This is a genomic window from Pseudomonas sp. FP215 (assembly GCF_030687795.1).
Lineage (GTDB): Bacteria > Pseudomonadota > Gammaproteobacteria > Pseudomonadales > Pseudomonadaceae > Aquipseudomonas > Aquipseudomonas salmasensis.
In genome coordinates, this window is sequence record NZ_CP117447.1 from 606,793 (window position 1) to 631,329 (window position 24,537).

Below are 24,537 nucleotides of genomic sequence, written 5' to 3' on the forward strand. Positions count from 1 at the left end.
ATTCACGGATGATATGGCCTTTCCAGCGCCGGCTTGGCCGAGCGTGTTCAGGTTATTTTTAGTATTACATTGTGGTTCGCCTTGTGGCAGCCACTTGGATGGGATGATGACTGCTCCACGCCTTCCTCTATTTTTGATGCTCGCTGGCCTTTTGGGGTTGGCGGGTTGCAGCACACACCAACCGGTGTCGCTGTACCAGCTGGACAGCGGAAGTCCGGCTCAGCCAGCTCAAACCGCTGGCATGGCAGTATTGCTGGGGCCGGTAGTCGTTGCCGATTACCTGCAACGCGAAACCCTGCTTCAACGTCAGAACGACGGCAGCCTGCAAGGTTCCACTGATGGTCGTTGGGCCGGTAGCCTGTCGTCGGATATCAACCAGTTGATGTTGCGTCAGGTCGCCGGCCAACTGGACAGCCAGCGTGTGGTCCTGGCACCGGGACCTTCCGGGTTCACCCCGGATGTACAGGTGTTGCTGACCATTACGCGGCTGGACTCCGGCAAGTCGCAACCGGCGATCCTGGACGCACAGTGGCGCCTGATCGACCGTCGCGGGCAAGTGCGGGACAACCGCATTGTGCACCTGCAGGAAGAACATGCCGGCACCACCGCATCCCAGGTCCAGGCCCAGGGTGTGCTGTTGCAGCACTTGGCACAGCAGTTGTCGGTGGCGCTCAAGCCATTGGCCAACCAGCCGCCGATTGCCGAAGCGCAGCCGCGTAAGCAAGCCCCGGCCCAGGCCAAGCCTGCGGCCCCGGAAAAACCGAAGATGCCGATGGCCACGCCGATTCGCACGGACTTGGAAGTGTTCAGGTTCTGATCTGAATAGCGCACAAACAAAAGGCCCGCTGAATAAGCGGGCCTTTTTATTGGGCTGTTCTGTAGGAGCGAGCTTGCTCGCGAAAAGCGTCAACGATAACGCGTGCTTTCTGAATGAACGCGGCGTCTGTGAGTTTTTCGCGAGCAAGCTCGCTCCTACAAAAGGCCTTAGCCTTAGGGCTTGCGGGTCTCATGCATCCGCGCCAACTGCCGTTCCAGCATCGACGGATACGGCTCCATCAACCGCTCCACACAGCTGGCCCCTTCAGGGCTGGCAATCGGGCGGATACGTGCGCGTTGGCGGATCAGCGTGTCTTCACTGATCTTGCGCTCCACCAGCAGCAGGTTGCGGCTGTGCTGGGACAGGGCCAGGGCATCCTGGGCGGTTTCAGTGAGCAGCAGGTCGATCTGGCTCATGCCAAACAGGTCGTCACCCACGGTTAGGCCCAGCTGCAGTTGCAGGGTAATGCCGCTGTCGGCCACTTCGATCTGCAGGGCGTGGCCCAGGGCGCGCAACAGCTCGCCGCAGCAGATGGCATTGGTCAGGTAGTCTTCGCCGCTGTCTTCGCTGTGGAACAGCATCAACGTGCTGCCATCGTTCAGGGTATGCAGTTCGCTCTGGTAGAGCGAGGCGGCCTGGTCGAGGCAGTCGCGGTAGCGTTCGAGCAGTTCAGTCAGGCGGGCACGGGGCAGGCGGCGCAGTTGCTCTTGTGCGCCCAGTTGCACGGCGAGTACGGCGCTGTGCTGCGGCTCGGCGTTCTTGACCGCAACCGGTTTTGGTGCGGCGACCGGGGCGGCTGCAGAGGTGTCGCGCAGGTCGGCGAACGGGTCTTCGTCGTCCAGCTCGTCTTCCTCGGCCTTGATCACATGGCGCGGTGCAGGCTTGAGGCCGGCCACCGGGGCGCTGTCGTCGAAGCCTGGGTCGCGCAGGTCGCGCACTTCAAACTCAGGCTCGTCGGTGTAGTCCTCGGTGTCGTCGTACTCAGGCTCGGGCTCGACTTCAGGCGCTTTGGGCTCCGGGGCAAAGCTGGCGTGGAGCTGGCGCGCGAGGTCGCCGATTTCGTCCTGGCGATCGGTAGCCGGGGTGTGTTCGTCGATATCCCGCAGCCAAATGCGCAGTTGCATTAATGGCGTGGAGATATGCCGACCCAGGCGCAGGCTCAAGGCCAGGGCCAAAGCCAGCAGGATCGCGCTCAGGATGCCCATGCTTTGCAGGCTGATGGTCATCGGCTGCTGGAACTGTTGCATATCAAGGCTGATACGCAGTTGGCCGGCCTTCACGTCCTGGAACGTAATATTGCTCTGGTACAGGCCTTCGGCCTCACCGAGCAGGCCGTTTTTCGGGCGTTGCCCGGCTTCGGCCATGATCCGGTTGTCCACGCTATAGATAGCGGCGTGGGCCACCAGCGGGTTCTTGGTCAGGTTGTTGAGCAGCACGTTGAGGCTGAGGATGTCGTTGGACACCAGCAACTCAGTCGCCGAAGTGGCAGTCTGGGTTGTCAGGCTCGCGCCCAGGGCATCAGCTTGCTCGTGCATGGCCTGCTTGAACTGCAAACCCATCACGCAGGCGTAGATCACCAGGGCCAGAGCGACCAGGATCACGTTATGGCTGGCGATGCGCAATGCAATCGGTACACGGCGATGGCGCAGTGCCCGGAAGATCAGCAGGAAGAAGTTATCGGTTTTTACTGGCGTGGGCCGGTTCACTTGCGCTCGGCTCTTGGTCCGTGAAGTTGACGCGCAGTATAGCGACAGGCCCATGGCCGGCAAAGCGCTGGCTGTGCCCGATGGTCACTGAAAGTGGGTAGAATGCGGTTTTTTTCCAGCCTGGGGGTGCGCTTTGCGCGAAATTGTCCTGATCAACATCACGGGTGAAGACCGACCGGGTCTCACCGCAGCCATTACCGGCGTCCTGGCCCAGGGTGGTGTGAACATTCTCGACATCGGCCAGGCGGTGATCCACGACACCTTGTCGTTCGGCATCCTGGTGGAAATCCCCAGCACCGAACAGGCCTCCTCGGTACTCAAGGACATCCTGTTTACGGCGTATAAGCTCGATCAACAGGTACGTTTCACCCCGGTGTCCGAAGCCGATTACCAACATTGGGTCGAAGGCCAGGGCAAAAAGCGCCATATCGTCACCCTGTTGACCCGCAAGGTAACGGCTGAACAGTTACAGCGCGTCAGCTCCATTACCGCGCAGTACGGATTGAATATCGACCATATCGACCGTCTGTCGGGTCGCATGCCATTGGATACTCCGGCCGACAAGGGCAAGGGCTGCATCGAGTTCTCCGTGCGCGGCGAACCGGCTGACGCGCAAGCGCTGCGCGCCGACTTCCTGAGCGTGGCCCAGGAACTGAATGTCGATATCGCCTTCCAGGAAGACTCCCTGTTCCGTCGCAACCGCCGCTTGGCGGTGTTCGACATGGACTCCACCTTGATCGAAGCCGAAGTCATCGACGAGCTGGCCAAGGCGGCCGGTGTGGGCGAGCAAGTGTCTGAGATTACCGAGCGGGCGATGGCCGGCGAGCTGGATTTTCGTGCCAGCTTCAAGGAACGTCTGGCGTTGCTCAAGGGCCTGGACGTGGGCGTGCTGGATTCGATCGGCGCGTCGCTGCGCCTGACTGAAGGCGCCGAAACCCTGTTCGCCGAACTCAAGCGCCTGGGCTACAAGACCGCCATCCTGTCCGGTGGCTTCACTTACTTCGCCAAGCAGTTGCAGGCCAAGCTGGGCATTGACTATGTGTTCGCCAACGAGCTGGAAGTGGTGGATGGCAAAGTGACCGGCGTGGCGGTGGAGCCGATTGTCGACGCGCAACGCAAGGCCGACCTGCTCAAGGAGTTGGCCCACAAGGAAGGCTTGCGCCTGGAGCAGACCATCGCGGTCGGCGACGGCGCCAATGACCTACCGATGCTGGCGATTGCCGGGTTGGGCGTGGCGTTCCGTGCCAAGCCGTTGGTCAAGCAATCGGCCAAGCAGGCGATTTCGACCTTGGGGTTGGATGGCGTGCTGTATCTGCTGGGCTTACGTGACCGCGACGGTCAGCTATAACCCCACAGCTGATCGTTCCCACGCTCCGCGTGGGAACGCCTCCAGTGATGCTCTGCGTCACGCTTTGGGCGCAGAGCGCCTCGGGCTGCATTCCCACGCGGAGCGTGGGAACGATCAACTGCAATATCAGGCTTTAGGCAAGGCGATACCCTGGCCCATCTGCACCGGTGTACCCGCTGCCAATTCTTCAGCCCACTTCACCTGGTCTGGCCCGAACAGCACGATGGCGGTGGAGCCCAGTTTGAAACGACCCAGTTCCGCACCTTTTTCCAGATGAATCGGCGCGCGGGCCGCTTCGTCGTAGCGGAAGGTTTTCAGCTCGCGCTTGGGCGGCGTTACCAAACCGGCCCACACGGTTTCAATCGACGCAACGATCATCGCACCCACCAACACCACGGCCATCGGGCCGCGTTCGGTGTCGAACAGGCAGACAGCGCGCTCGTTACGGGCGAACAACTCCGGCACGTTTTCGGCGGTGGTCTGGTTGACCGAGAAAATCCGACCCGGCACATACACCATCTCGCGCAGGGTACCGGCCAATGGCATGTGCACCCGGTGGTAGTCCTTGGGCGACAGGTAAATAGTCGCGAACTCGCCGCCCATGAACGGCGCAGCCATTGCCGCATCGCCACCGAGCAGTTCCAGTACGCTGAAACTGTGGCCCTTGGCCTGGAAGATACGACCATGTTCGATCGGGCCCAGTTGGCTGACCGCGCCATCGGCGGGGCTCAGTACTGCGCCTGGGGTTGGATCCAACGGGCGGGCGCCGTCTTTCAGCGCGCGGGTGAAGAAGGCGTTGAAGTGCTCGTAGGCGCTCAGGTCTTCCACCAGGGCCTGGGACATGTCCACCTGGTAGCGCTTGGCGAACCAGGCAGTGAAGGCGTTCTTGAACCAGCGCACGCGGCACTCGGCGATACAGCCGGCCAGGCGCGACAGCAAGTGGTGCGGCAGCAAGTACTGGCTGAGGATAAACAACTGCTTTTTCATAACTGTCCTTAAACCTTAAATCTCAACGGGGGTGTCGGGGTGGTTGCCCCATTCGCCCCAGGAACCGGCATAACCTTTGACTCGCGGATAACCGAGCGCCTTGGCCACCAGGTAGGTGAAGCCAGAGCGGTGGTGAGTCTGGCAGTGGGTGATGATTTCTTTGTCTTTGGTCAGCCCGAGGTCTTCGAGGATCTGCGGCATGTCACGGCGGATACGCAGGTTGCGCGCCTTGTCCATGCCGGCGGTCCATTCGAAGTTCACCGCGCCGGGAATGTGGCCGCCCTTGGCTGCGAGCACTTTCTCGCCGGAATACTCCAGCGGGCCACGGGCGTCCCAGATCCCCAGGTCGGCCGCGCCGAGACGGCTTTGCAGGTATTCGCGGGTGGCGGTAGGGCCATCGTGCAGCGTGAGGCTGACCGGGCCGCCGGCTGCTGGGGGTGCATCGGTGGAAGTCGTGTGCCCTTCCTCCAGCCATGCCAGCAGGCCGCCGTCGAGGTAGTGGTATTTCTGGTGGCCGATCACGTCGAGCATCCAGATAAAGCGCCCGGCCCAACCGCCGCCTTCGTCGTCATAGACCACATAGGTAGCGTCCGGGGTGTGGCCCAGTTCGCCGAACAGTTTTTCCAGGTCGGCCTTGCTCGGCAGCAGGCCGGGTGCCGGAGGCTGGCCCAGTTGAGTGCGCTTGGGGTCAACGAAATGCGCGCCGGGGATATGCCCTTCGGCGTAGCGGGCAGCACTGGTGAGGTCCACCAGGATCAAGTGCTTGGAATCGAGGCGACTCGACAGGTCGGCGGATTCGATCACCAGCGGCAAGCCAGAGAAGTCAGGCATGTGAGGTCTCCTGGGCACAAATGTTGGCGATAAAGGCCGGTGATTGTAGCGCAAGCATCAGGCGCTGCGGTTGGTAAAGCTGTGCAGGGCTTTCTCGATGCATTGGGCGGTTTTGCCGAACGCTTGCACGGTGGTTTCCGAGAACGGCCCGCCGCCCTGGTCCGCCACGATCAGCATGACCACGCGGCCGTTGCAGCTCAGTGAGCGCAGCAGCAGGTGCTCGCCAATAAACAGACGACGCAGGATCGGTGGCAGCAAGGCGGAAAACTGCGCATGGTTGTCGGGGTTCAGGCGTACCTGGGCGGACTTTTCCAGCAGGCGTTGCAGCAACGTGCTGTTGACCACATCCAGGCTCAGGTGAGCCGCGTCCTTGGGCAGGCCGTCGGCCTGGTGCACACGCAAGGTGCTCAAGGCGCGATCGGCCATGAATATCAGTACCCGCTGCATGCCACTGGCCACCAGGGCTTCCTTGGCGCAAGTGGTCAGGTGCATGGCGTTGGCAAAGCGGCTCGGTTCTACCAGCAATTCGGTGCAACGCGTGCGCCACACCGCCAAGGCTTCGGCAGTCGGAGGCGGTGCAGGCAGCAAACCGCGATGGACTTTCTGCACATGCCACGGCCAGATCAGTGACAGCGCCGGGTGCCAGAGGTCGGGCATCAAGGTGGTGCGAGAGCTGGTCACCGCTTGCTGGTGGGCTTGCTGTTGCACATCGCTCAATGGCGTTTGCAGGTACAGCGCCGTCAGGTATTGCCAGCGCTCGGTGTGCGGGCAGGTCCAGGATTCCTGGGCCGACATCGCCAGGCCATTGGCCAGCAGCACGGTGTTGGCCGGCTGGTTCAGCCAGCGTCGCAGGTTGGGCTCGGCATCGAGCAATTGCTGGTGACGCAGGGCATCGTCTTGACGGGCAATGTGCAGCGCCTTGACCAGCAGGCGTTGCTCGGCCAACAGCAACTTGTAGCCCTGTGAAACCCAGATAGGCAGGTGCCAGGCTTCGGTCAGGCCCAGGCACAGGTCGAGCAGGCGCACGCCGAACAGCTGTTGCTCGACCTGGCGCGCCGATTGGCCTTTATGGATTACCCGCAATTCCCATTCTTCCAAAAGCTTGGGGTAGGCGACGGCCATCGGCCACAGTGGCGACAAAAACAGCAGGCTGCCCCAGTGGATGTCCTGCCATAACCGCGCCAGGCGACTGCCGAACAAACCGTTGGCTTGCTGGGATGCGTGCTGGCTGATCAGCAGCAGCTGACGCAAGGCCACGGGGATTTCGCGGGCGGGTACCGAAGGCAGGCGCGCCAACAACTCCTCGGCACGTTTGAGGCCCAGGCGGTTAAGCGCGACTTCAAGGTTTTCCGCAGGTTCGGCCAGGCTGCCGTGGGCTTGGCTGTTGGCTTCGCGCATCACGCTCAACACCAGGGCCGGGCTGTTGTGCATCAGCTCAGCAATATCTCGCAATGAACTGCGGCTATCGCGAATGGCTTTGCACACGCGCTCATGACTGGCCTGGGGCACGGGCAGCAGCACATCGTCCAGGCACTTGATCCAAGCGGCGAGGGTAGTGGGGCGGTTCGTTGGGACTGTCGGTTCAATTGCCATGATTGGGGCGCGATCATCACTTGCGTTCAACACGCCCGGAACGGGCCTAATTGGCTTTTCGCCTTAACGGGCTATAGTCTGGCGCAGTTTTGCCGATAAGTAGAACAAGAGTTTTGTGCAACACCCCCTATGTCCATGAACCCGACGGCGCAAGTACCCCTCTCCTATGGCTAAAATTATCGGCATCATTGTCGTCATCGCAAGTGTGCTCGGAGGGTACGTCCTCTCCCACGGTAAAATCGCCGCACTGATCCAGCCTTTCGAAGTGCTGATTATCGGCGGTGCAGCGTTCGGCGCATTTTTGCAGGCCAACCCAGGCTATATGACCATGCACGTGGTCAAGAAGTCCCTGGGCATGTTCAGCTCGCGCTTCTCCCACACGTTTTATCTGGAAGTGCTGGGGCTGATCTACGAGATCCTCAACAAGAGCCGCCGTGAAGGCATGATGGCGATCGAAGGTGATATCGAAGACGCCGCAGCCAGCCCGATTTTTGCCAAGTACCCGGCCGTGCTCAAAGACGAGCGCATGACGGCGTATATCTGCGATTACCTGCGCATCATGTCCTCCGGCAACATGGCACCCCACGAACTGGAAGGCCTGTTCGACATGGAATTGTTCAGCCTCAAGGAAGAGCTGGAGCATCCGTCCCACGCCGTGACCGGCATCGCCGACGGCATGCCCGGTTTCGGTATTGTCGCGGCGGTACTGGGCATCGTGGTGACCATGGCGTCCCTGGGCGAGGGCGATCAGGCGGCCATCGGCATGCACGTAGGTGCGGCGCTGGTGGGCACCTTCTTCGGTATTCTTGCCGCCTACGGTTTCTTCGGCCCGCTCGCCACTTCCCTGGCCCATGATGCCAAGGAAGAGATCAACCTCTACGAAGCGATCAAGGCGTGCCTGGTGGCATCGGCCTCGGGCATGCCGCCGTCGCTGGCCGTGGAGTTCGGGCGCAAGGTGCTGTACCCCAAACATCGCCCGAGTTTCTCCGAGCTGGAACAAGCGGTTCGCGGTCGCTAAGCCATGGAAAACAACCAGCCGATCATCATCAAGCGCGTCAAGCGCTTCGCTGCGGGGCACCATGGCGGTGCCTGGAAAATCGCCTTCGCCGACTTTGCCACGGCGATGATGGCGTTCTTCCTGGTGCTGTGGCTGATGTCCACCGCTACGCCAGAACAGAAGATAGCCATCGCCGGCTACTTCAAAGACCCGATTGGCTTTTCGGAAAGCGGCACGCCGTTTGTGATTGACCTGGGCGGCTCGCCGGAACTGGCGCCCGAGCGCACCATCAACCCCGAAGTGCAAACGGAGTCGCCCCAGGAAAAAATCCCGATTGAGCGCGACACTGTCGAGTCCATGGCCGAACAGGTCGAACAGGAGCGCCTGGAACTGTTGCTGCAGGAATTGCAGAACAAGGTGGAAGAAAACCCACAGTTGCTGAAGTTCAAGGACCAGATTTCCTTCGAGATCACCCCCGAGGGGCTGCGCATCCAGATTACCGATGCGGCCAACCGGCCGATGTTCGACTCTGGCAGTGCGCGCTTGAAGCCGTACTTTGAAGACATTCTGCTGGCCATGGCTGACACCATCAAGGCGGTGCCGAACAAGATCAGTATCAGCGGGCATACCGACGCCAAGCCCTACGCGGGCCAGGGAGATTTCGGCAACTGGGAACTCTCGGCCAACCGCGCCAACGCCGCCCGGCGTGCGCTGGTAGCCGGCAGCTACCCGGACCCGCAAGTGGCGCGCGTGGTGGGCTTTGCCTCCTCGCAGCTGTTTGATCCCAAAGACCCGTTCAACCCGGTCAACCGCCGTATCGACATCGTGGTGCTGACCAAAAAAGCCCAGCGTGCGATTGAGGGCGATCAACCACCGCCACCGGCACCGACCCAGGGCGAGGGTGCGCCAGGCGAAGTGCCGGCCGACCCGAACGCGCTGCCGCCGGAGCAGGAACCGCTGCCAGCCCATGAGCTGCGCCAGAAGCTGAACCTGTTTGATGATGGGGGCGTCAAGGATCCTACGGCGCCTGCACCGAAGCCGTAAGCTCCAGATACAACAAGGCCGCGATGATCGCGGCCTTGTTGTATCTGCGCTGTCATAGATATCTACACAATTTTGGGGCGACGCTGGGCCTGTGGCGAGAGAGCTTGCTCCCGTGACGGCCTGACAGCCGGCGCCTATCTACCTGACGCCCTCAATCCAAATGTGGGAGCTGGCGTGCCTGCGATTGCGATTTGCCGATGTACATATCCATTCCTGCGGTAACGGCCACCTAGGGTTCCGCTCTGACAGCGGCTCACTTTTGAAAAGCGCAAAAGTAAGCAAAACGCTCTTGCCCCACCACTCGGCACCTCGCTTAGGCTCGGTGTGCCCGAACACAGTCTTGAATCCGTGGGCCGCCGCCACGCGCCATCCATGGCGCGGGGCGGCTAACCCGGCGTCCTGCCGGGTTACCCACGAATTCAAGCCTGCGTTCGGCCAGCGTGGTTTAACGGGGCGCCTGAGATCAAGATCACAAGCAGATCAAAAGCAGATCAAGAGCGGCTCGCTCCGCATCGTGGTTACAGTAGGCAGCTAGAAAGTTATATAGATACCGATGCTGCATTGTAGGAGCGAGCTTGCTCGCGAAAAACGTCAACGATAACGCGTGTATCAAGGATGCCCGCGTTGCGCTTGAGGCCTTCGCGAGCAAGCTCGCTCCTACAGAGGTGGGGGCCGCTTAGTAGCTGCTCTCAGGCAAGCTCGCAATAATCGACCGATAGCTGTTCATCCGCTGCTGCTGCACGCGGCCATCTTCCAGTGCCTTGAGCAACGCACAACCCGGCTCGCGGTCGTGTTTGCAGTCACGGAAGCGGCAGGTGCCGATCAGGTCGTTGAACTCGATGAAGCCCGCTTCCACATCGCTGCGGCTGACGTGGCCCAAGCCGAATTCACGAATACCCGGCGAGTCGATCAACTCGCCGCCGCCCGGGAAGTGGAACAACCGCGCGGTGGTGGTGGTGTGGGTGCCCTGGCCGGACAGCTCCGACAGCGGGCCCACGCGGGTTTCGACTTCCGGCAACAGGCTGTTGACCAGCGACGACTTGCCCACGCCAGACTGGCCGACGAACACGCTGATCCGCCCGTCCAACTGCTGTTGCAGCTGTTCCATGCCGTTGCCGTGGTGAGCCGACACTTCCAGCACCGGGTAGCCCAGGGTGCGGTAGACCGCCAGCAACGCATTGAGCGCCGGGGCGTTCTGCTCGTCGATCAGGTCGAATTTGTTCAGCAGCAGCAACGGGCGGATACCAGCATGCTCAGCCGCGACCAGGTAACGGTCGATCAGGTTGGCATGGGGCTCGGGCAGCGGCGCGAACACGATCACGATCATGTCGACGTTGGCCGCCACCGGCTTGAGCTGCCCACGGCTGTCGGGGCGGCGCAGTTCGGTGCTGCGCGGCAACTGGGCGACGATGACGCCGATGCCCTGGTTGCCGGCACGCCACACCACCTTGTCGCCCGTGACCAGCGCAGGCAGGTTGGCGCGCAAGTGGCAACGGAACACCTGGCCTGCGAGTTCGCCTTCGAGCGCCTCGACTTCGACCTGCACACCAAAGTGCGCGATCACCAGGCCCGTTTGTTCGGGGCCCAGGTCGCCGCCCTCGAGCGCTTCCACGGCGGAGGATTCACGTTTGGCGGCGCGGGCGGCGCGTTCACCTTGAATCTTTTCGATGCGCCAGTTTTGGCGACGGTTGAGCTGGCGTTTGGCCATTGGTGTTCCGTGTCGATAATGCAAAAGTTGGGTAAAACGGTCGCGAGTCTAGCACGCCCCCGCCTGCTAAACTGCCCGGCTACGCCAAGGTGCCAAGAGAATCAAGCCATGCAAAACCCACAGAACCTGATTTGGATCGATCTGGAAATGACCGGTCTGAACCCCGACACCGACGTCATCATCGAGATGGCGACCATTGTCACCGACAGCAACCTCAACACCTTGGCCGAAGGCCCGGTGATCGCCATCCACCACAGCGACGCCGTACTCGCCACCATGGACGAGTGGAACACCCGCACCCACGGTAACTCCGGGCTGACCCAGCGCGTGCGCGACAGCCGCATCAGCATGGCCGAAGCCGAGGCCGAAACCATCGCCTTCCTGGAAAAATGGGTGCCCAAGGGCAAGTCGCCGATCTGCGGCAACAGCATCTGCCAGGACCGTCGCTTCCTTTTTACGCACATGAAGGGGCTGGAAAGCTACTTCCACTACCGCAACCTCGACGTGTCGACCTTGAAAGAACTGGCTGCGCGCTGGGCGCCGGAAGTCAAAGACAGCTTCCATAAAGGCAGCACGCACCTGGCGCTGGATGATATTCGCGAGTCGATTGCCGAGTTGCAGCATTACCGCAAGCATTTCATCAAGGCTTGATTCTGCGGCGGCATTGGAGGCGCCATCGCAGGCAAGCCAGCTCCCACATTTGACTGCATTCGCAAATCCAAAGTGTGGGAGCTGGCTTGCCTGCGATGCAGGCGACGCGGTTTATCGCTAAGTGCCCCCTTTTGGTGCCCTCGGCAAATGATTAGACTGCCGGCCTCTCTGTCAGGATCGCCATCATGTTGCTGATGCTCTACCTCGTCGCCATCACCGCCGAAGCCATGACTGGCGCCCTGTCTGCAGGTCGGCGTGGCATGGACTGGTTTGGCGTGGTGCTGATCGCTTGCGTGACGGCCTTGGGTGGCGGTTCGGTGCGTGATGTGTTGCTCGGCCACTACCCGCTGACCTGGGTCAAACACCCCGAATACCTGGTGCTGACCTCCGTTGCGGCGTTGGTGACGATCTTTATCGCACCCTTGATGCGCCACCTGCGCTCGCTGTTCCTGGCGCTGGATGCGGTGGGGCTGGTGGCCTTCACCCTGATCGGCTGCATGACCGCCCTGGAAATGGGCCACGGCATGTTGGTGGCGTCGGTCAGCGGGGTCATCACCGGGGTATTCGGCGGCATCCTGCGGGATATCTTCTGTAACGACATCCCGCTGATCTTCCGCCGCGAGTTGTATGCCAGCGTGTCTTTCCTGGCAGCGTGGTTCTACCTGCTGTGCCTGTACCTGGAGCTGCCCAGCGAGCAAGCGATTCTGCTGACGCTGTTCAGTGGCTTCCTGTTACGCCTGCTGGCGATCCGGTTTCACTGGGAAATGCCCAAGTTCGTCTACAACGACGACGTGCACTAGCGCACGGCGTGTTGCTCCAGCGCCCATTCCACGTGTTCGCGCACCAACTCCGACGGGTAGTCCCGTCGCGCCTTCAAGGCTTCCAGCACCGGAATGCTGGACGGCGCATTGCCCAGGCCCACCGCCAGGTTGCGTAACCAGCGCTCGTAACCGGCGCGGCGCAGGGGCGAGCCCTCGGTGCTGCTGAGGAATTTATCCTCGTCCCACATAAACAATTCGGCCAGTTCTGCGTTATCCAGATTGTGCCGTGGCTTGAAATCGCTTTCGGCGGTAGGTCGAGCGAAACGATTCCACGGGCAAACGATCTGACAGTCATCGCAGCCAAATACCCGGTTACCAATCAGTGGGCGCAGATCTTCGGGGATGGCACTCTTGAGTTCGATGGTCAGGTACGAAATGCAGCGTCGCGCGTCCAGCACGTAAGGGCCGACGAAGGCGTTGGTGGGGCAGATGTCCAGGCACGCCGTGCAGCGGCCGCAGTGTTCGGTGGTGTGGGGTGGGTCCACCGGCAACGGTAAATCGACAAACAGTTCGCTCAGGAAGAAATAACTGCCGGCCTTGCGGTTGAGAACCAGGGTGTTTTTACCGATCCAGCCCAGGCCCGCTTGCTCGGCAATGGCTTTTTCCAGGACGGGCGCGCTGTCGACGAAGGCGCGAAAGCCGAACGGCCCGATCTGCGCCTGGATGCGGTCGGCCAGTTGCTGCACGCGCTTGCGGATCAGCTTGTGGTAATCGCGGCCCAGGGCGTAGCGCGAGATGTAGGCTTTTTCTGGTTGGGCCAGCAATTGCGCCATCTGGGTGTCGCCGGGCAGGTAGTCCATGCGCAGTGAAACCACGCGCAGGGTGCCGGGCACCAGCTCTTCGGGGTGGGAGCGTTTGCTGCCGTGGGCGCCCATGTACTCCATCTCGCCGTGGTAACCCGCGTCGAGCCAGCGTTGCAGGTGCTGTTCATGCTCAGCCAGGTCGAGGCCGCTGATGCCCACTTGTTGAAAGCCCAGCTCGCGACCCCAGTCTTTGATCGATTGGGCGAGGGCGGGCAGATCGGAGGTAATAGCAGGCATGAGACACGGGAAACCACAGGTTAGATGCGTATAATTCTGCCAGACATCGGAGCTTGAAGACGCATGCCTCAGACAAAACACCCAATTACCGACGTTCAGCTGTTGTTGCCCGGCCATTTGCCGCAACTGGCTGCGCGTTCCCCGGACGCCCATAAGGGCCAGTTCGGCCACCTGTTGGTCATCGGTGGTGACCGTGGCTTTGGCGGCGCAGCGTTGCTGAGCAGCGAAAGTGCCTTGCGCAGCGGCGCCGGCATGGTCTCGCTGGCGACGCGGCCGGAACACGTGCCGGCCGCTCTGGCTCGGCTGCCGGAGGTCATGGCCGTCGGCGTGAGCTCGGCTAACCAGTTGATGGGCCTGCTGGAAAAAATCTCGGTGATCGTCATTGGCCCAGGCCTGGGCGATGACGCCTGGGGCAAGAGTCTGCTGTCGGTCGCGGCCAATGCCAGCGTGCCGCAGGTGTGGGATGCCGACGCGCTCAATCAACTGGCCACTGGCAGCGTCGAGCTGCCGGCCAACTGTGTGATTACCCCTCATCCGGGCGAAGCTGCGCGTTTGTTGGGGCTATCGACAGCCGAGGTTCAGGCAGATCGCCTTAAGGTGGCGCGCGCGTTGAGTCAGAAATTCAATGCAGTGGCTATCCTCAAGGGTGCTGGCAGTTTGATTGCCAGCCCGGATGGACGGCTTGCCCGTTGTGATCAAGGCCACCCGGCAATGGCGGCGGCGGGGCTCGGTGATGTCTTGGCCGGCCTGGTCGGGGCACTATTGGCTCAGGGTATGCCCGCGTACGAAGCGAGCTGCCTGGCCGTGTGGTTGCACGCGACCGCCGGAGACCGCCAGGGTAGTTTTGGTCGCGGCTTGGCTGCCAGCGACCTGATCCCCGCCATTCGTCAATTGCTGGAGGAGCAGTCGCCGTGCCTGAAGTAATTCTTTTCCTGGCAGATGAAGAGGCCATGGTCGCGCTGGGTCAGCGTATTTCGCAGGTCACGCAAGGGGCCGGGTTGATCTTTCTAGAAGGCGACCTGGGCGCAGGCAAAACCACACTGTCCCGGGGGATTATTCGCGGCCTGGGCCATACCGGCGCGGTAAAAAGCCCGACCTTCACGTTGGTCGAGCCCTACGAGATCGGGGATGTGCGCGCCTTCCACTTCGACCTCTATCGCCTGGTCGATCCGGAAGAGCTGGAGTTCATGGGCATCCGTGATTACTTCGACGAGGATGCGTTATGTCTGATCGAGTGGCCAAATAAAGGCACAGGCTTTTTGCCAAAGCCGGACCTGACCATTACCATTACGCCGCATGAGCACGGACGTCAGCTGAAGTTGTTGCCCCAGAGCCCACGCGCTGAGTCGTGGTGTGCTGCTCTGGCATTGGAATTCAAATAATTGGTGGGGTTAGGTATGCGCTTTCGCGCGTTGGTTGCTGTCGTGGGGGTGTTGCTTGCGGCAATGACTGTCAATGCTCTGGCTGCTTCACAGGTGAAAAGTGTTCGCCTGTGGCGAGCGCCGGATAACACGCGACTGGTGTTCGACCTGTCTGGCCCGGTCCAGCACAGCGTCTTTACCTTGACGGCGCCTGATCGCCTGGTGATCGACATCAACGGTGCCAGCCTGGCCGCGCCGCTGAAAGTCTCCACCGCCAACACGCCCATTACCGCCATGCGCTCGGCCCAACGTACGCCGACCGACCTGCGTGTGGTCATCGACCTGAAAAAGGCCGTGACCCCCAAAAGCTTCTCCCTGGCCCCCAACGCCCAGTACGGCAACCGCCTGGTGGTCGACCTGTTCGACAACCCCGCCGACGCCGCACCGCCGCCTGCGCCAACGCCGAGCGTGGCGACGGTGCCTGCGGTGCCGGTCAACCCTTCGCAGCCCCAGGTCAAGCTGCCACCGCCACCGCCCGCCCCGGCAGGCAAGCGCGACATCATCGTGGTGATCGACGCCGGCCACGGTGGCGAAGACCCAGGGGCTTCCGGCTCCCGCGGCCAGCATGAGAAAGACGTGGTGCTCGCCATTGCCCGTGAACTGCAGCGCCAGGTCAACGGTATGAAAGGCTACCGCGCCGAACTGACTCGCACCGGTGACTACTTCATTCCGTTGCGTGGCCGTACCGAAATTGCCCGTAAGAAGGGCGCGGACCTGTTCGTGTCCATTCACGCCGACGCCGCGCCTTCAACCGCTGCGTTTGGCGCCTCGGTATTTGCCTTGTCGGATCGCGGCGCTACCTCCGAGACCGCGCGCTGGCTGGCCGACAGTGAAAACCGTTCCGACTTGATCGGTGGCGCCGGCAACGTGTCCCTTGATGACAAGGACAAGATGCTCGCAGGCGTACTGCTCGACCTGTCGATGACCGCCTCGCTGACCTCCAGCCTCAACGTGGGCCAGAAAGTCCTGAGCAATATCGGCCGTGTGACCTCGCTGCACAAACAGCGCGTGGAACAAGCCGGGTTCATGGTGTTGAAGTCGCCGGATATCCCGTCGATCCTGGTGGAAACCGGGTTTATCTCCAACGCCAACGAAGCGTCGAAACTGGCCAGCGCCAGCCACCAGCAAGCGCTGGCGCGCTCCATCAGCGCCGGTGTGCGCCAGTTCTTCCAGCAGAACCCGCCGCCGGGCACCTATATCGCCTGGCTGCGCGACTCCGGCAAAATCGCCCAGGGCCCGCGTGACCATCGTGTGCAACCCGGTGATACCGTTGCCATGCTGGCGGTACGTTTCCAGGTCACGCCTGCAGCGTTGCGCAGCGCCAATAACCTGAAGACCGATGAGTTGAAGATCGGCCAGGTGTTGACCATCCCTGGCACTTCATTGGCGGCGCAGTGATGAGCGAATCCACCTTGAACAGCGGCTCGCGCATTGAATTGCTCAGCCCGCGCCTTGCCAACCAGATCGCTGCGGGTGAGGTGGTTGAGCGCCCGGCGTCGGTGATCAAGGAGTTGCTGGAAAACAGCATCGACTCGGGTGCCAAACGCATCGATGTCGACGTGGAGCAGGGCGGCGTCAAACTGCTGCGGGTACGTGATGATGGCAGCGGCATCTCTTCGGATGACCTGCCCTTGGCCCTGGCGCGTCACGCCACCAGCAAGATCCGCGACCTGGAAGACCTGGAGCGGGTCATGAGCCTGGGCTTTCGTGGTGAGGCCCTGGCCTCCATCAGCTCCGTGGCTCGCCTGACCCTGACCTCCCGCACCCGCAGCGCCGAGCAAGCCTGGCAAGTGGAAACCGAAGGCCGCGACATGGCGCCTCGGGTCCAGCCGGCGGCGCATCCGGTGGGCACCTCGGTGGAAGTGCGCGACCTGTTCTTCAATACCCCGGCGCGGCGCAAGTTCCTCAAGGCCGAGAAAACCGAATTCGATCACCTGCAAGAAGTCATCAAGCGCCTGGCCTTGGCGCGTTTCGATGTGGCCTTTCACCTGCGCCACAATGGCAAGACCATCCTCAGCCTGCACGAAGCCAACGACGACGCCGCGCGTGCTCGGCGGGTGGCGGCGGTGTGTGGCAGCGGGTTCCTGGAACAGGCGCTGCCGATTGAGATCGAGCGCAATGGCTTGAGGTTGTGGGGCTGGGTCGGGTTGCCGACGTTCTCCCGCAGCCAGGCCGACTTGCAGTATTTCTTTGTGAACGGCCGGGCGGTACGCGACAAACTGGTGGCCCATGCGGTACGCCAGGCTTATCGCGATGTGCTGTTCAATGGGCGCCACCCCACCTTTGTGCTGTTCTTTGAGGTTGACCCTTCGGTGGTCGACGTCAATGTGCACCCGACCAAGCACGAAGTGCGCTTCCGTGACGGGCGCATGGTGCATGACTTCCTCTATGGCACACTGCACCGCGCCCTGGGCGACGTGCGTCCGGATGATCAACTGTCCGCGCCGATTGTCACAGCGGTGGTACGCCCGAGCGGTCCGGAAGCCGGCGAGTTCGGCCCCCAGGGTGAGATGAGCCTGGCGGCCAACCTGCTGCAATCGCCACAGGCGCAGCCAGCCTACACCGCGCCAAACTCGGGTGCCGGTGCGGGTTATCAGTATCAATACACCCCGCGTCCGCAATCGACGGTGCCGGTGGCCGAGGCCCAGGCGGCGTACCGTGAGTTTTTCGCGCCGCTGCCGGGTGCCGAGCCGGGTGCTGCTGTGGCGTTGCCCGAAGGCGGCGGTGATATTCCGCCGCTGGGCTATGCCCTGGCGCAGCTCAAAGGCATTTATATCCTCGCCGAAAACGCCCATGGCCTGGTGCTGGTGGACATGCACGCCGCCCATGAGCGGATCATGTACGAGCGCCTGAAGATCGCCATGGCCAGCGAAGGCCTCAGCGGCCAGCCGCTGCTGGTGCCTGAATCCCTGGCGGTGAGCCAGCGTGAAGCCGACTGCGCAGAAGAACATCACAGTGTGTTCCAGAAGCTGGGCTTCGAACTGCAACGCCTGGGCCCGGAAACCCTGGCGATCCGCCAGATTCCCGCGCTGCTCAAGCAGGCCGAGGCCAACCGCCTGGTGGCCGACGTGCTGGCAGACCTGATGGAGTACGGCACCAGTGACCGTATCCAGGCGCATATCAACGAATTGCTTGGCACCATGGCCTGCCACGGCGCCATCCGCGCCAACCGCCGCCTGGCCCTGCCGGAAATGAACGGCCTGCTGCGCGACATGGAAAACACCGAGCGCAGCGGTCAATGCAACCATGGCCGACCGACCTGGACCCAGATGGGCCTGGACGATCTGGACAAACTGTTCTTGCGCGGCCGCTGATGAGCGCCTTGCCCCCCGCCATCTTCCTGATGGGCCCTACGGCCGCCGGCAAGACCGACCTGGCCATCGAGCTGACCAAGGTGCTGCCCTGCGAGCTGATCAGCGTCGACTCTGCCCTGGTTTACCGGGACATGGATATCGGCACCGCCAAACCGTCGAAAGCGCTATTGGCCCAATATCCGCACCAGTTGATCGACATTATCGACCCGGCGCAGAGCTATTCGGCGGCGGATTTTCGCACCGACGCCCTGGCGGCCATGGCCGAGATCACCGCACGGGGCAATATCCCGCTGCTGGTGGGCGGCACCATGCTTTATTACAAGGCGCTACAGGAAGGCCTGGCCGATATGCCGCCTGCCGATGCCCAGGTGCGTGCAGCGCTGGAGGAAGAGGCTGCGCGCCTTGGCTGGCAAGCCCTGCACGACCAGTTGGCGGCGGTAGACCCGGTGTCTGCGGCACGTATTCACCCCAATGACCCCCAGCGGCTCACCCGCGCGCTGGAAGTCTGGCGTGTCAGCGGCCAGACCATGACTGAACATCGGCTGAAACAAAGTGCGCAAAGTGCTGACGCAGGCGCATCTGGACAGTCACAATTGCCCTATACTGTGGCGAATCTGGCCATCGCTCCGGCAAACCGCCAGGTGTTGCATGAACGAATTGCACAAAGATTCACACTAATGTTGGAACAGGGGTTTGTGGACGAGGTCGTAGCATTGCGTTCAAGAGGTGATCTGCATGCAGGGCTGCCTTCGATACGTGCTGTAGGCTACCGCCAAGTCTGGGATCATCTGGATGGCAAGCTGACGTCAGCCGAAATGCAGGAGCGCGGCATCATTGCCACGCGCCAATTGGCGAAGCGCCAGTTCACCTGGCTGCGCAGCTGGAGCGAGTTGCACTGGTTGGACAGCCTGGACAGCGACAATCTGTCACGCGCCTTGAAATACTTGGGAACGGTCTCCATATTGAGCTGAGTCCTTGCAATTGCCGTCTATCCTTGGGGGTGTGACGGCCATAAGCTATCTATTTTCCGATTTTTATTATTGATCCTTAAAGGAGTGCGGCACATGTCAAAAGGGCATTCGCTACAAGACCCTTACTTGAATACTTTACGTAAAGAGAAAGTTGGGGTTTCCATCTATCTGGTCAACGGCATCAAACTGCAAGGTACGATCGAGTCGTTCGACCAATTCGTTATCCTGCTGAAAAACACCGTCAGCCAGATGGTTTACAAGCACGCTATCTCGACAGTCGTTCCAGTTCGTCCAATCCGTCTGCCTAGCGCAGCAGGTGATGAACAGGGTGACGCTGAGCCAGGTAACGCCTGATAGGAGTCTCCTTTGTTCTTTGAGCGCCACGGTGGTGGTGAGCGAGTAATCCTCGTTCACTTGGATGGACAGGACCCTGAGGCGCGCGAAGATCCGCAGGAGTTTCAGGAGTTGGCAAATTCGGCCGGCGCCGAGACCGTTGCGTTTTTTAACGTACCGCGTCATCGGCCAACCGCCAAATACCTGATTGGCAGCGGCAAGGTCGAGGAACTGCGCGACCTGGTTCATGCCGAAGAAGCCGATCTGGTGATCTTCAATCACACCCTCACGCCCAGTCAGGAACGTAACCTCGAACGTGTTTTCGAGTGTCGCGTGATCGACCGTACCGGTCTGATTCTCGATATTTTCGCCCAACGCGCCCGCACCCATGAAGGCAAGCTCCAGGTTGAACTGGCCCAGCTTGACCACATGAGCACGCGCCTGGTTCGCGGCTGGACTCACCTTGAGCGCCAGGGTGGCGGTATCGGCATGCGTGGCCCGGGTGAAACCCAGTTGGAAACCGACCGGCGTCTGCTGCGGGTTCGCCTGCGCCAGATCAAGGGCCGCCTGGAAAAAGTACGCAGCCAGCGTGAACAGTCGCGACGTGGCCGTTCCCGTGCGGATATCCCGACGGTGTCGTTGGTGGGCTACACCAACGCCGGCAAATCCACATTGTTCAATAACGTGACCAAGTCGGACGTGTACGCGGCCGACCAACTGTTCGCCACCCTCGACCCGACCCTGCGCCGTCTGGACATCGACGACCTGGGGCCGATTGTGCTGGCCGATACCGTGGGTTTCATTCGTCACCTGCCCCACAAGCTGGTCGAGGCATTTCGGTCTACGCTCGAAGAGTCGAGCAATTCCGACCTGCTCTTGCACGTGATCGATGCGGCCGAACCGGATCGCATGCTGCAGATTGAACAGGTGATGGTGGTGCTGGGCGAGATTGGTGCCCAGGACTTGCCGATCCTCGAGGTCTATAACAAACTCGATTTGCTTGAGGGCGTTGAGCCACAGATCCAGCGCGACGAGAACGGCAAGCCCCAGCGGGTCTGGCTGTCGGCGCGAGATGGCAGCGGCCTGGAGCTGCTGGAACAAGCCATTGCCGAATTGCTCGGCAGCGATTTGTTCGTCGGCACCTTGCGCTTGCCGCAGCGTTTTGCTCGACTGCGTGCACAGTTTTTCGAGCTGGGCGCGGTACAGAAAGAAGAACACGACGAAGAAGGTGTCAGCTTGCTGGCTGTTCGATTGCCACGCTCGGAACTCAATCGGCTGGTTAGCCGAGAGGGTGTTGTACCGGCAGAGTTCATCGAACAACACACTTTGCAATAAAAGCCTGAGAAAGCGGTTGTGCCGCAGTAGCAGGCATTCTGTAGCATTGGTCGGCGCGCCGTGGGTGCGTCTTTGCTTTATCAGATGGAGAGCGCTATGGCTTGGAATGAGCCGGGTGGCAACTCGAATAATCAGGATCCTTGGGGTGGTAAGCGCCGCAATAATGGCGACCGCAAGGGGCCACCGGATCTCGACGAGGCCTTCCGAAAGCTGCAGGAAAGCCTGAATGGGTTGTTCGGTGGTGGGAAAAAACGTGGTGGTGACGACGGCGGTCGCACAAGCAAGGGCGGTGGCTATGGCTTGCTGGGCCTGGGTCTTGTCGTGCTGGCGGCCGTATGGCTCTACAGCGCCGTGTACGTGGTGGACGAGCAGGAGCAAGCCGTGGTGCTGCGCTTCGGCAAGTACTACGAGACTGTCGGCCCGGGCCTGAATATCTATTTCCCGCCGATCGACAAGAAGTACATGGAGAACGTGACGCGTGAGCGTGCGTACACCAAGCAGGGCCAGATGCTGACCGAAGACGAGAACATCGTCGAAGTGCCGCTGACCGTGCAGTACAAGATCAGCAACCTGCAAGACTTCGTGCTGAACGTTGATCAGCCGGAAATCAGCCTGCAACACGCAACCGAAAGTGCCCTGCGCCACGTGGTGGGTTCCACCGCCATGGACCAGGTGCTCACCGAAGGTCGTGAGTTGATGGCCAGCGAAATCAAGGAGCGTCTGCAACGCTTCCTCGACACTTACCGTACCGGTATCACCGTTACCCAGGTGAACGTACAGAGCGCAGCGGCACCGCGTGAAGTGCAGGAAGCCTTTGACGACGTGATCCGTGCACGTGAAGACGAGCAGCGTTCGCGCAACCAGGCTGAAACCTATGCCAACGGCGTTGTGCCGGAAGCCCGTGGTCAGGCCCAGCGCATCCTTGAAGATGCCAACGGTTACCGCGATGAAGTGGTCTCCCGCGCCAAGGGTGAGGCAGATCGTTTCACCAAGCTGGTCGCCGAGTACCGCAAGGCACCTGAAGTGACCCGCGAGCGTCTGTACCTGGACACCATGCAGGAAGTCTTCAGCAACACCAGCAAGGTTCTCGTGACCGGCAGCAAAGGTGGGCAGAACAACCTGCTGTACCTGCCGCTGGACAAGATGATCGAAGGTGGTCGTAGCGGCACTGGCGCACCGTCCACCGGTTCGAATGCCGCTGCCAACGAAGCGAGCGCCCGTGCGGCCGCTGACTTGCTGCAACAGCAAACACGTACCAGGGAGAGCCGTTGATGAGCAATAAATCGCTGACCGCCCTGATTGTGGGCGTCGTCGTGGTCATCGCTGCCTGGAACTGCTTCTACATCGTCGCTCAGACCGAGCGTGCGGTGCTGCTGCAATTCGGTCGCGTGGTCCAGGCGGATGTCCAGCCGGGCCTGCATGTGAAAGTCCCCTACGTCAACCAGGTGCGCAAGTTCGACGCCCGCCTGATGACCCTGGATGCACCGACACAGCGCTTCCTGACCCTGGAAAAGAAAGCCGTGATGGTTGACGCCTACGCCAAGTGGCGCGTCAAGGATGCCGAGCGCTTCTACACCGCGACTTCCGGCCTCAAGCAGATTGCCGACGAGCGTTTGTCCCGTCGTCTGGAATCGGGCCTGCGTGACCAGTTTGGTAAGCGCACCCTGCACGAGGTGGTATCCGGTGAACGTGATGCGCTGATGGCGGACATCACTCGCTCGCTGAACACCATGGCGGAAAAAGAGCTGGGTATTGAAGTGGTCGACGTTCGCGTCAAGGCCATTGACCTGCCCAAAGAAGTGAACCGCAGCGTGTTCGAGCGTATGAGCACCGAGCGTGAGCGTGAAGCGCGTGAGCACCGCGCCAAGGGTAACGAGTTGGCTGAAGGTATCCGTGCCGATGCCGACCGTCAGCGTCGTGTACTGCTGGCAGAAGCCTACCGTGAGTCTGAAGAGGCGCGTGGTGATGGCGATGCTCAAGCCGCGGCGATCTACGCCAAGGCCTACGGCCAGGACCAGGAGTTCTACGCGTTCTACCGTAGCCTGCGCGCCTACCGTGAAAGCTTCGCGAACAAAACCGACGTACTGGTGCTGGACCCAAGCAGCGACTTCTTCCGCTACCTGGAAAAGTCCAAGTAACCAGCCCGTGATTCTGTAAGGCGCACTCCGTCGGGCGGCTAAAATGCCTGGCGGGGTGATCCTTTCAGAAAACGGGTGTATGATGCGGCAGCCGGGAAATTCCCGGCTTTTTTGCGTCTGCATGTTTGATTCGGCAGGCGTGACAGGTTTTTCGAGGAAAGTGCCCGACGAGGCCGTTTGCAGGCCGTTCGTCACGTCGCTCTTGCGCGTGGTTTATGCAAGGGGCGGGTATTTTCTGCTTCACTCAAGGCTCGGCCGAGGGCTGGCCGCCCGGATCAAAGGGGAATGGCGTAATGGCAACGGTAGACCGCTGGCTGCTGCCAGATGGCATCGAAGAAGTACTGCCACCAGAAGCTGCGCGCATTGAAGTAGCGCGTCGCCAGGTGTTGGATCTGTTCCAGAGCTGGGGTTACGAGTTTGTCGTGACTCCCCATATCGAGTACCTGGAATCCCTGCTGACCGGCGCGGGCCAGGACCTGGATCTGCGCACCTTCAAGGTCATCGACCCGCAATCGGGCCGGCAAATGGGGTTCCGTGCCGACATCACGCCGCAAGTGGCGCGCATCGATGCGCACACCCTGCGTCGCGAAGGCCCGAGCCGCCTGTGCTATGCCGGCAGCGTACTGCATGCCCAGCCACGCGCTTTGTCGTCTTCCCGTAGCCCGATCCAGTTGGGCGCCGAGTTGTACGGCGATGCCAGCCCGAGCAGCGATGTTGAAGTGATCAGCCTGATGCTGGCCATGCTGCAACTGGCAGATGTGCCGGATGTGCACATGGACCTGGGCCACGTCGGTATCTACCGTGGCCTGGCGCGCGCCGCCGGGTTGTCCGGTGAAGTGGAGCAACAGTTGTTCGATGCCCTGCAGCGCAAGGCGATCGATGAAGTGATCGCCCTCACCGAGGGTGTGCCTGCTGAGCTGGCTGGCATGCTGCGGGCGCTGGTAGACCTGTGCGGCGGTCGTGAAGTGCTGGTGGCTGCGCGTGAGCGCCTGGCCAATGCGCCGGCACCGGTATTGGCGGCACTGGATGACGTGCTGGCGATTGCCGAGCGCTTGTCGGCGCGGTTCCCGGAGCTGCCGCTGTATTTTGATCTGGGTGAATTGCGTGGCTACCACTACCACACCGGTGTGGTGTTCGCGGTGTTCGTTCCGGGTGTTGGCCAGGCCATCGCCCAAGGTGGTCGCTATGACGATATCGGCGCCGACTTCGGTCGTGCGCGTCCGGCCACTGGTTTTTCCACCGATTTGAAAACCCTGGTGACCCTGGGGCGTGCTGAGGTCGAGCTGCCGTCTGGTGGCATCTGGATGCCCGACAGTACGGACGCAGCGCTCTGGCAGCAGGTTTGCCAGTTACGCCGTGAGGGTCAGCGTGTAGTCCAGGCCTTGCCTGGGCAGCCATTGGCCGCCGCCCGTGAAGCGGACTGCGACCGGCAATTGATTCAGCAGAACGGGCTTTGGCAAGTATCGCCACTGGCTTCTTGAG

General features: G+C 61.4%; 22 protein-coding genes. 16 read left to right on the plus strand and 6 right to left on the minus strand.

What is annotated here, in order from left to right; translation table 11 throughout:
- Positions 1-103: 103 nt before the first annotated feature.
- A complete protein-coding gene (locus PSH76_RS02590) occupies positions 104-817 on the plus strand; it encodes a membrane integrity-associated transporter subunit PqiC (RefSeq protein WP_032873461.1) in 714 nt (237 codons plus the stop codon).
- A 173-nt stretch (positions 818-990) separates the two neighbouring features.
- On the opposite strand, the gene PSH76_RS02595 is transcribed toward PSH76_RS02590, so the two are convergent.
- Positions 991-2,523, minus strand: coding sequence for a histidine kinase (locus PSH76_RS02595; RefSeq protein ID WP_278918486.1), 1,533 nt, complete (start codon positions 2,521-2,523; stop codon positions 991-993).
- Positions 2,524-2,656: 133 nt separating this feature from the next.
- Between PSH76_RS02595 and serB the strand changes: the two genes are divergently transcribed.
- Complete coding sequence (gene serB / locus PSH76_RS02600; protein WP_003188034.1) at positions 2,657-3,871, plus strand: phosphoserine phosphatase SerB; 1,215 nt, start codon at positions 2,657-2,659, stop codon at positions 3,869-3,871.
- 126 nt (positions 3,872-3,997) lie between these two features.
- On the opposite strand, the gene asd is transcribed toward serB, so the two are convergent.
- The 3 genes from asd to PSH76_RS02615 are packed head-to-tail and all read right to left on the minus strand — an operon-like array spanning position 3,998 to position 7,282.
- Positions 3,998-4,858 (minus strand): archaetidylserine decarboxylase, encoded by an 861-nt coding sequence (gene asd / locus PSH76_RS02605; RefSeq protein ID WP_003188035.1) that lies wholly within the window; start codon positions 4,856-4,858, stop codon positions 3,998-4,000.
- 15 nt (positions 4,859-4,873) lie between these two features.
- On the minus strand, positions 4,874-5,689 hold the full coding sequence (locus PSH76_RS02610) for a rhodanese-like domain-containing protein (protein WP_305493554.1): 816 nt from the start codon (positions 5,687-5,689) through the stop codon (positions 4,874-4,876).
- 57 nt (positions 5,690-5,746) lie between these two features.
- Positions 5,747-7,282 (minus strand): HDOD domain-containing protein, encoded by a 1,536-nt coding sequence (locus PSH76_RS02615; protein ID WP_305493555.1) that lies wholly within the window; start codon positions 7,280-7,282, stop codon positions 5,747-5,749.
- Positions 7,283-7,448: 166 nt separating this feature from the next.
- On the opposite strand from PSH76_RS02615, the gene motA reads away from it, so the two are divergent.
- Positions 7,449-8,300 (plus strand): flagellar motor stator protein MotA, encoded by an 852-nt coding sequence (motA, locus tag PSH76_RS02620; RefSeq protein WP_003188041.1) that lies wholly within the window; start codon positions 7,449-7,451, stop codon positions 8,298-8,300.
- Positions 8,301-8,303: 3 nt separating this feature from the next.
- Positions 8,304-9,323 (plus strand): flagellar motor protein MotB, encoded by a 1,020-nt coding sequence (motB, locus tag PSH76_RS02625; RefSeq protein WP_098949730.1) that lies wholly within the window; start codon positions 8,304-8,306, stop codon positions 9,321-9,323.
- A 676-nt stretch (positions 9,324-9,999) separates the two neighbouring features.
- Here the strand turns inward: motB and rsgA are convergent.
- Positions 10,000-11,031 carry a small ribosomal subunit biogenesis GTPase RsgA gene (gene rsgA / locus PSH76_RS02630; RefSeq protein ID WP_003188044.1) on the minus strand — a complete coding sequence of 344 codons (1,032 nt, stop codon included), beginning with the start codon at positions 11,029-11,031 and terminating at the stop codon, positions 10,000-10,002.
- Between the two features lie 108 nt (positions 11,032-11,139).
- Here rsgA and orn point away from each other — a divergent pair, with 108 nt between their 5' ends.
- Entirely contained in the window at positions 11,140-11,682 is a 543-nt protein-coding gene (gene orn / locus PSH76_RS02635; protein ID WP_032893852.1) for an oligoribonuclease, read from the plus strand.
- 182 nt (positions 11,683-11,864) lie between these two features.
- Positions 11,865-12,482, plus strand: a complete 618-nt coding sequence (locus PSH76_RS02640) for a trimeric intracellular cation channel family protein (RefSeq protein ID WP_169913170.1) — start codon at positions 11,865-11,867, stop codon at positions 12,480-12,482.
- On the opposite strand, the gene queG is transcribed toward PSH76_RS02640, so the two are convergent.
- A complete protein-coding gene (gene queG, locus PSH76_RS02645) occupies positions 12,479-13,543 on the minus strand; it encodes a tRNA epoxyqueuosine(34) reductase QueG (protein ID WP_305493556.1) in 1,065 nt (354 codons plus the stop codon). The genes PSH76_RS02640 and queG overlap by 4 nt on opposite strands.
- Positions 13,544-13,606: 63 nt before the next feature.
- Between queG and PSH76_RS02650 the strand changes: the two genes are divergently transcribed.
- From PSH76_RS02650 to PSH76_RS02695, 10 genes are all read left to right on the plus strand, one after another.
- Positions 13,607-14,467, plus strand: coding sequence for an NAD(P)H-hydrate dehydratase (locus PSH76_RS02650; protein WP_305493557.1), 861 nt, complete (start codon positions 13,607-13,609; stop codon positions 14,465-14,467).
- Positions 14,455-14,925: a tRNA (adenosine(37)-N6)-threonylcarbamoyltransferase complex ATPase subunit type 1 TsaE gene (tsaE, locus tag PSH76_RS02655; RefSeq protein WP_032893846.1), complete on the plus strand. Its 471-nt coding sequence runs from the start codon at positions 14,455-14,457 to the stop codon at positions 14,923-14,925. Before PSH76_RS02650 ends, tsaE begins: the two co-directional genes overlap by 13 nt.
- Before the next feature lie 15 nt (positions 14,926-14,940).
- Positions 14,941-16,362: an N-acetylmuramoyl-L-alanine amidase gene (locus tag PSH76_RS02660; protein ID WP_003188054.1), complete on the plus strand. Its 1,422-nt coding sequence runs from the start codon at positions 14,941-14,943 to the stop codon at positions 16,360-16,362.
- On the plus strand, positions 16,362-18,278 hold the full coding sequence (mutL, locus tag PSH76_RS02665; RefSeq protein ID WP_032893843.1) for a DNA mismatch repair endonuclease MutL: 1,917 nt from the start codon (positions 16,362-16,364) through the stop codon (positions 18,276-18,278). Before PSH76_RS02660 ends, mutL begins: the two co-directional genes overlap by 1 nt.
- Positions 18,278-19,249, plus strand: coding sequence for a tRNA (adenosine(37)-N6)-dimethylallyltransferase MiaA (gene miaA / locus PSH76_RS02670; RefSeq protein ID WP_138763124.1), 972 nt, complete (start codon positions 18,278-18,280; stop codon positions 19,247-19,249). Before mutL ends, miaA begins: the two co-directional genes overlap by 1 nt.
- A gap of 93 nt (positions 19,250-19,342) precedes the next feature.
- The gene (gene hfq, locus PSH76_RS02675) at positions 19,343-19,603 is read left to right on the plus strand and encodes an RNA chaperone Hfq (protein WP_003188059.1); all 261 of its coding nucleotides are present in this window, start codon (positions 19,343-19,345) and stop codon (positions 19,601-19,603) included.
- Positions 19,604-19,615: 12 nt separating this feature from the next.
- Positions 19,616-20,917 carry a ribosome rescue GTPase HflX gene (gene hflX, locus PSH76_RS02680; protein ID WP_003188061.1) on the plus strand — a complete coding sequence of 434 codons (1,302 nt, stop codon included), beginning with the start codon at positions 19,616-19,618 and terminating at the stop codon, positions 20,915-20,917.
- Between the two features lie 96 nt (positions 20,918-21,013).
- Positions 21,014-22,189 carry an FtsH protease activity modulator HflK gene (gene hflK, locus PSH76_RS02685; RefSeq protein ID WP_032893838.1) on the plus strand — a complete coding sequence of 392 codons (1,176 nt, stop codon included), beginning with the start codon at positions 21,014-21,016 and terminating at the stop codon, positions 22,187-22,189.
- Positions 22,189-23,055, plus strand: coding sequence for a protease modulator HflC (gene hflC, locus PSH76_RS02690; protein WP_003188064.1), 867 nt, complete (start codon positions 22,189-22,191; stop codon positions 23,053-23,055). The genes hflK and hflC overlap by 1 nt, the downstream gene beginning before the upstream one ends.
- A 293-nt stretch (positions 23,056-23,348) precedes the next feature.
- A complete protein-coding gene (locus tag PSH76_RS02695; RefSeq protein WP_003188066.1) occupies positions 23,349-24,536 on the plus strand; it encodes an ATP phosphoribosyltransferase regulatory subunit in 1,188 nt (395 codons plus the stop codon).
- Position 24,537: the final 1 nt, after the last annotated feature.

What these genes read in the sequence shown, in the direction of transcription:
- hflC (WP_003188064.1), top strand. Translation starts at nt 22,189, where the DNA reads ATGAGCAATAAATCGCTGACCGCCCTGATTGTGGGCGTCGTCGTGGTC.
- PSH76_RS02695 (WP_003188066.1), top strand. Translation starts at nt 23,349, where the DNA reads ATGGCAACGGTAGACCGCTGGCTGCTGCCAGATGGCATCGAAGAAGTA.
- queG (WP_305493556.1), bottom strand. Translation starts at nt 13,543, where the DNA reads ATGCCTGCTATTACCTCCGATCTGCCCGCCCTCGCCCAATCGATCAAA.
- asd (WP_003188035.1), bottom strand. Translation starts at nt 4,858, where the DNA reads ATGAAAAAGCAGTTGTTTATCCTCAGCCAGTACTTGCTGCCGCACCAC.
- rsgA (WP_003188044.1), bottom strand. Translation starts at nt 11,031, where the DNA reads ATGGCCAAACGCCAGCTCAACCGTCGCCAAAACTGGCGCATCGAAAAG.
- PSH76_RS02615 (WP_305493555.1), bottom strand. Translation starts at nt 7,282, where the DNA reads ATGGCAATTGAACCGACAGTCCCAACGAACCGCCCCACTACCCTCGCC.
- PSH76_RS02610 (WP_305493554.1), bottom strand. Translation starts at nt 5,689, where the DNA reads ATGCCTGACTTCTCTGGCTTGCCGCTGGTGATCGAATCCGCCGACCTG.
- mutL (WP_032893843.1), top strand. Translation starts at nt 16,362, where the DNA reads ATGAGCGAATCCACCTTGAACAGCGGCTCGCGCATTGAATTGCTCAGC.
- hfq (WP_003188059.1), top strand. Translation starts at nt 19,343, where the DNA reads ATGTCAAAAGGGCATTCGCTACAAGACCCTTACTTGAATACTTTACGT.
- PSH76_RS02590 (WP_032873461.1), top strand. Translation starts at nt 104, where the DNA reads ATGATGACTGCTCCACGCCTTCCTCTATTTTTGATGCTCGCTGGCCTT.
- PSH76_RS02650 (WP_305493557.1), top strand. Translation starts at nt 13,607, where the DNA reads ATGCCTCAGACAAAACACCCAATTACCGACGTTCAGCTGTTGTTGCCC.
- PSH76_RS02660 (WP_003188054.1), top strand. Translation starts at nt 14,941, where the DNA reads ATGCGCTTTCGCGCGTTGGTTGCTGTCGTGGGGGTGTTGCTTGCGGCA.
- motA (WP_003188041.1), top strand. Translation starts at nt 7,449, where the DNA reads ATGGCTAAAATTATCGGCATCATTGTCGTCATCGCAAGTGTGCTCGGA.
- miaA (WP_138763124.1), top strand. Translation starts at nt 18,278, where the DNA reads ATGAGCGCCTTGCCCCCCGCCATCTTCCTGATGGGCCCTACGGCCGCC.
- motB (WP_098949730.1), top strand. Translation starts at nt 8,304, where the DNA reads ATGGAAAACAACCAGCCGATCATCATCAAGCGCGTCAAGCGCTTCGCT.
- orn (WP_032893852.1), top strand. Translation starts at nt 11,140, where the DNA reads ATGCAAAACCCACAGAACCTGATTTGGATCGATCTGGAAATGACCGGT.
- hflK (WP_032893838.1), top strand. Translation starts at nt 21,014, where the DNA reads ATGGCTTGGAATGAGCCGGGTGGCAACTCGAATAATCAGGATCCTTGG.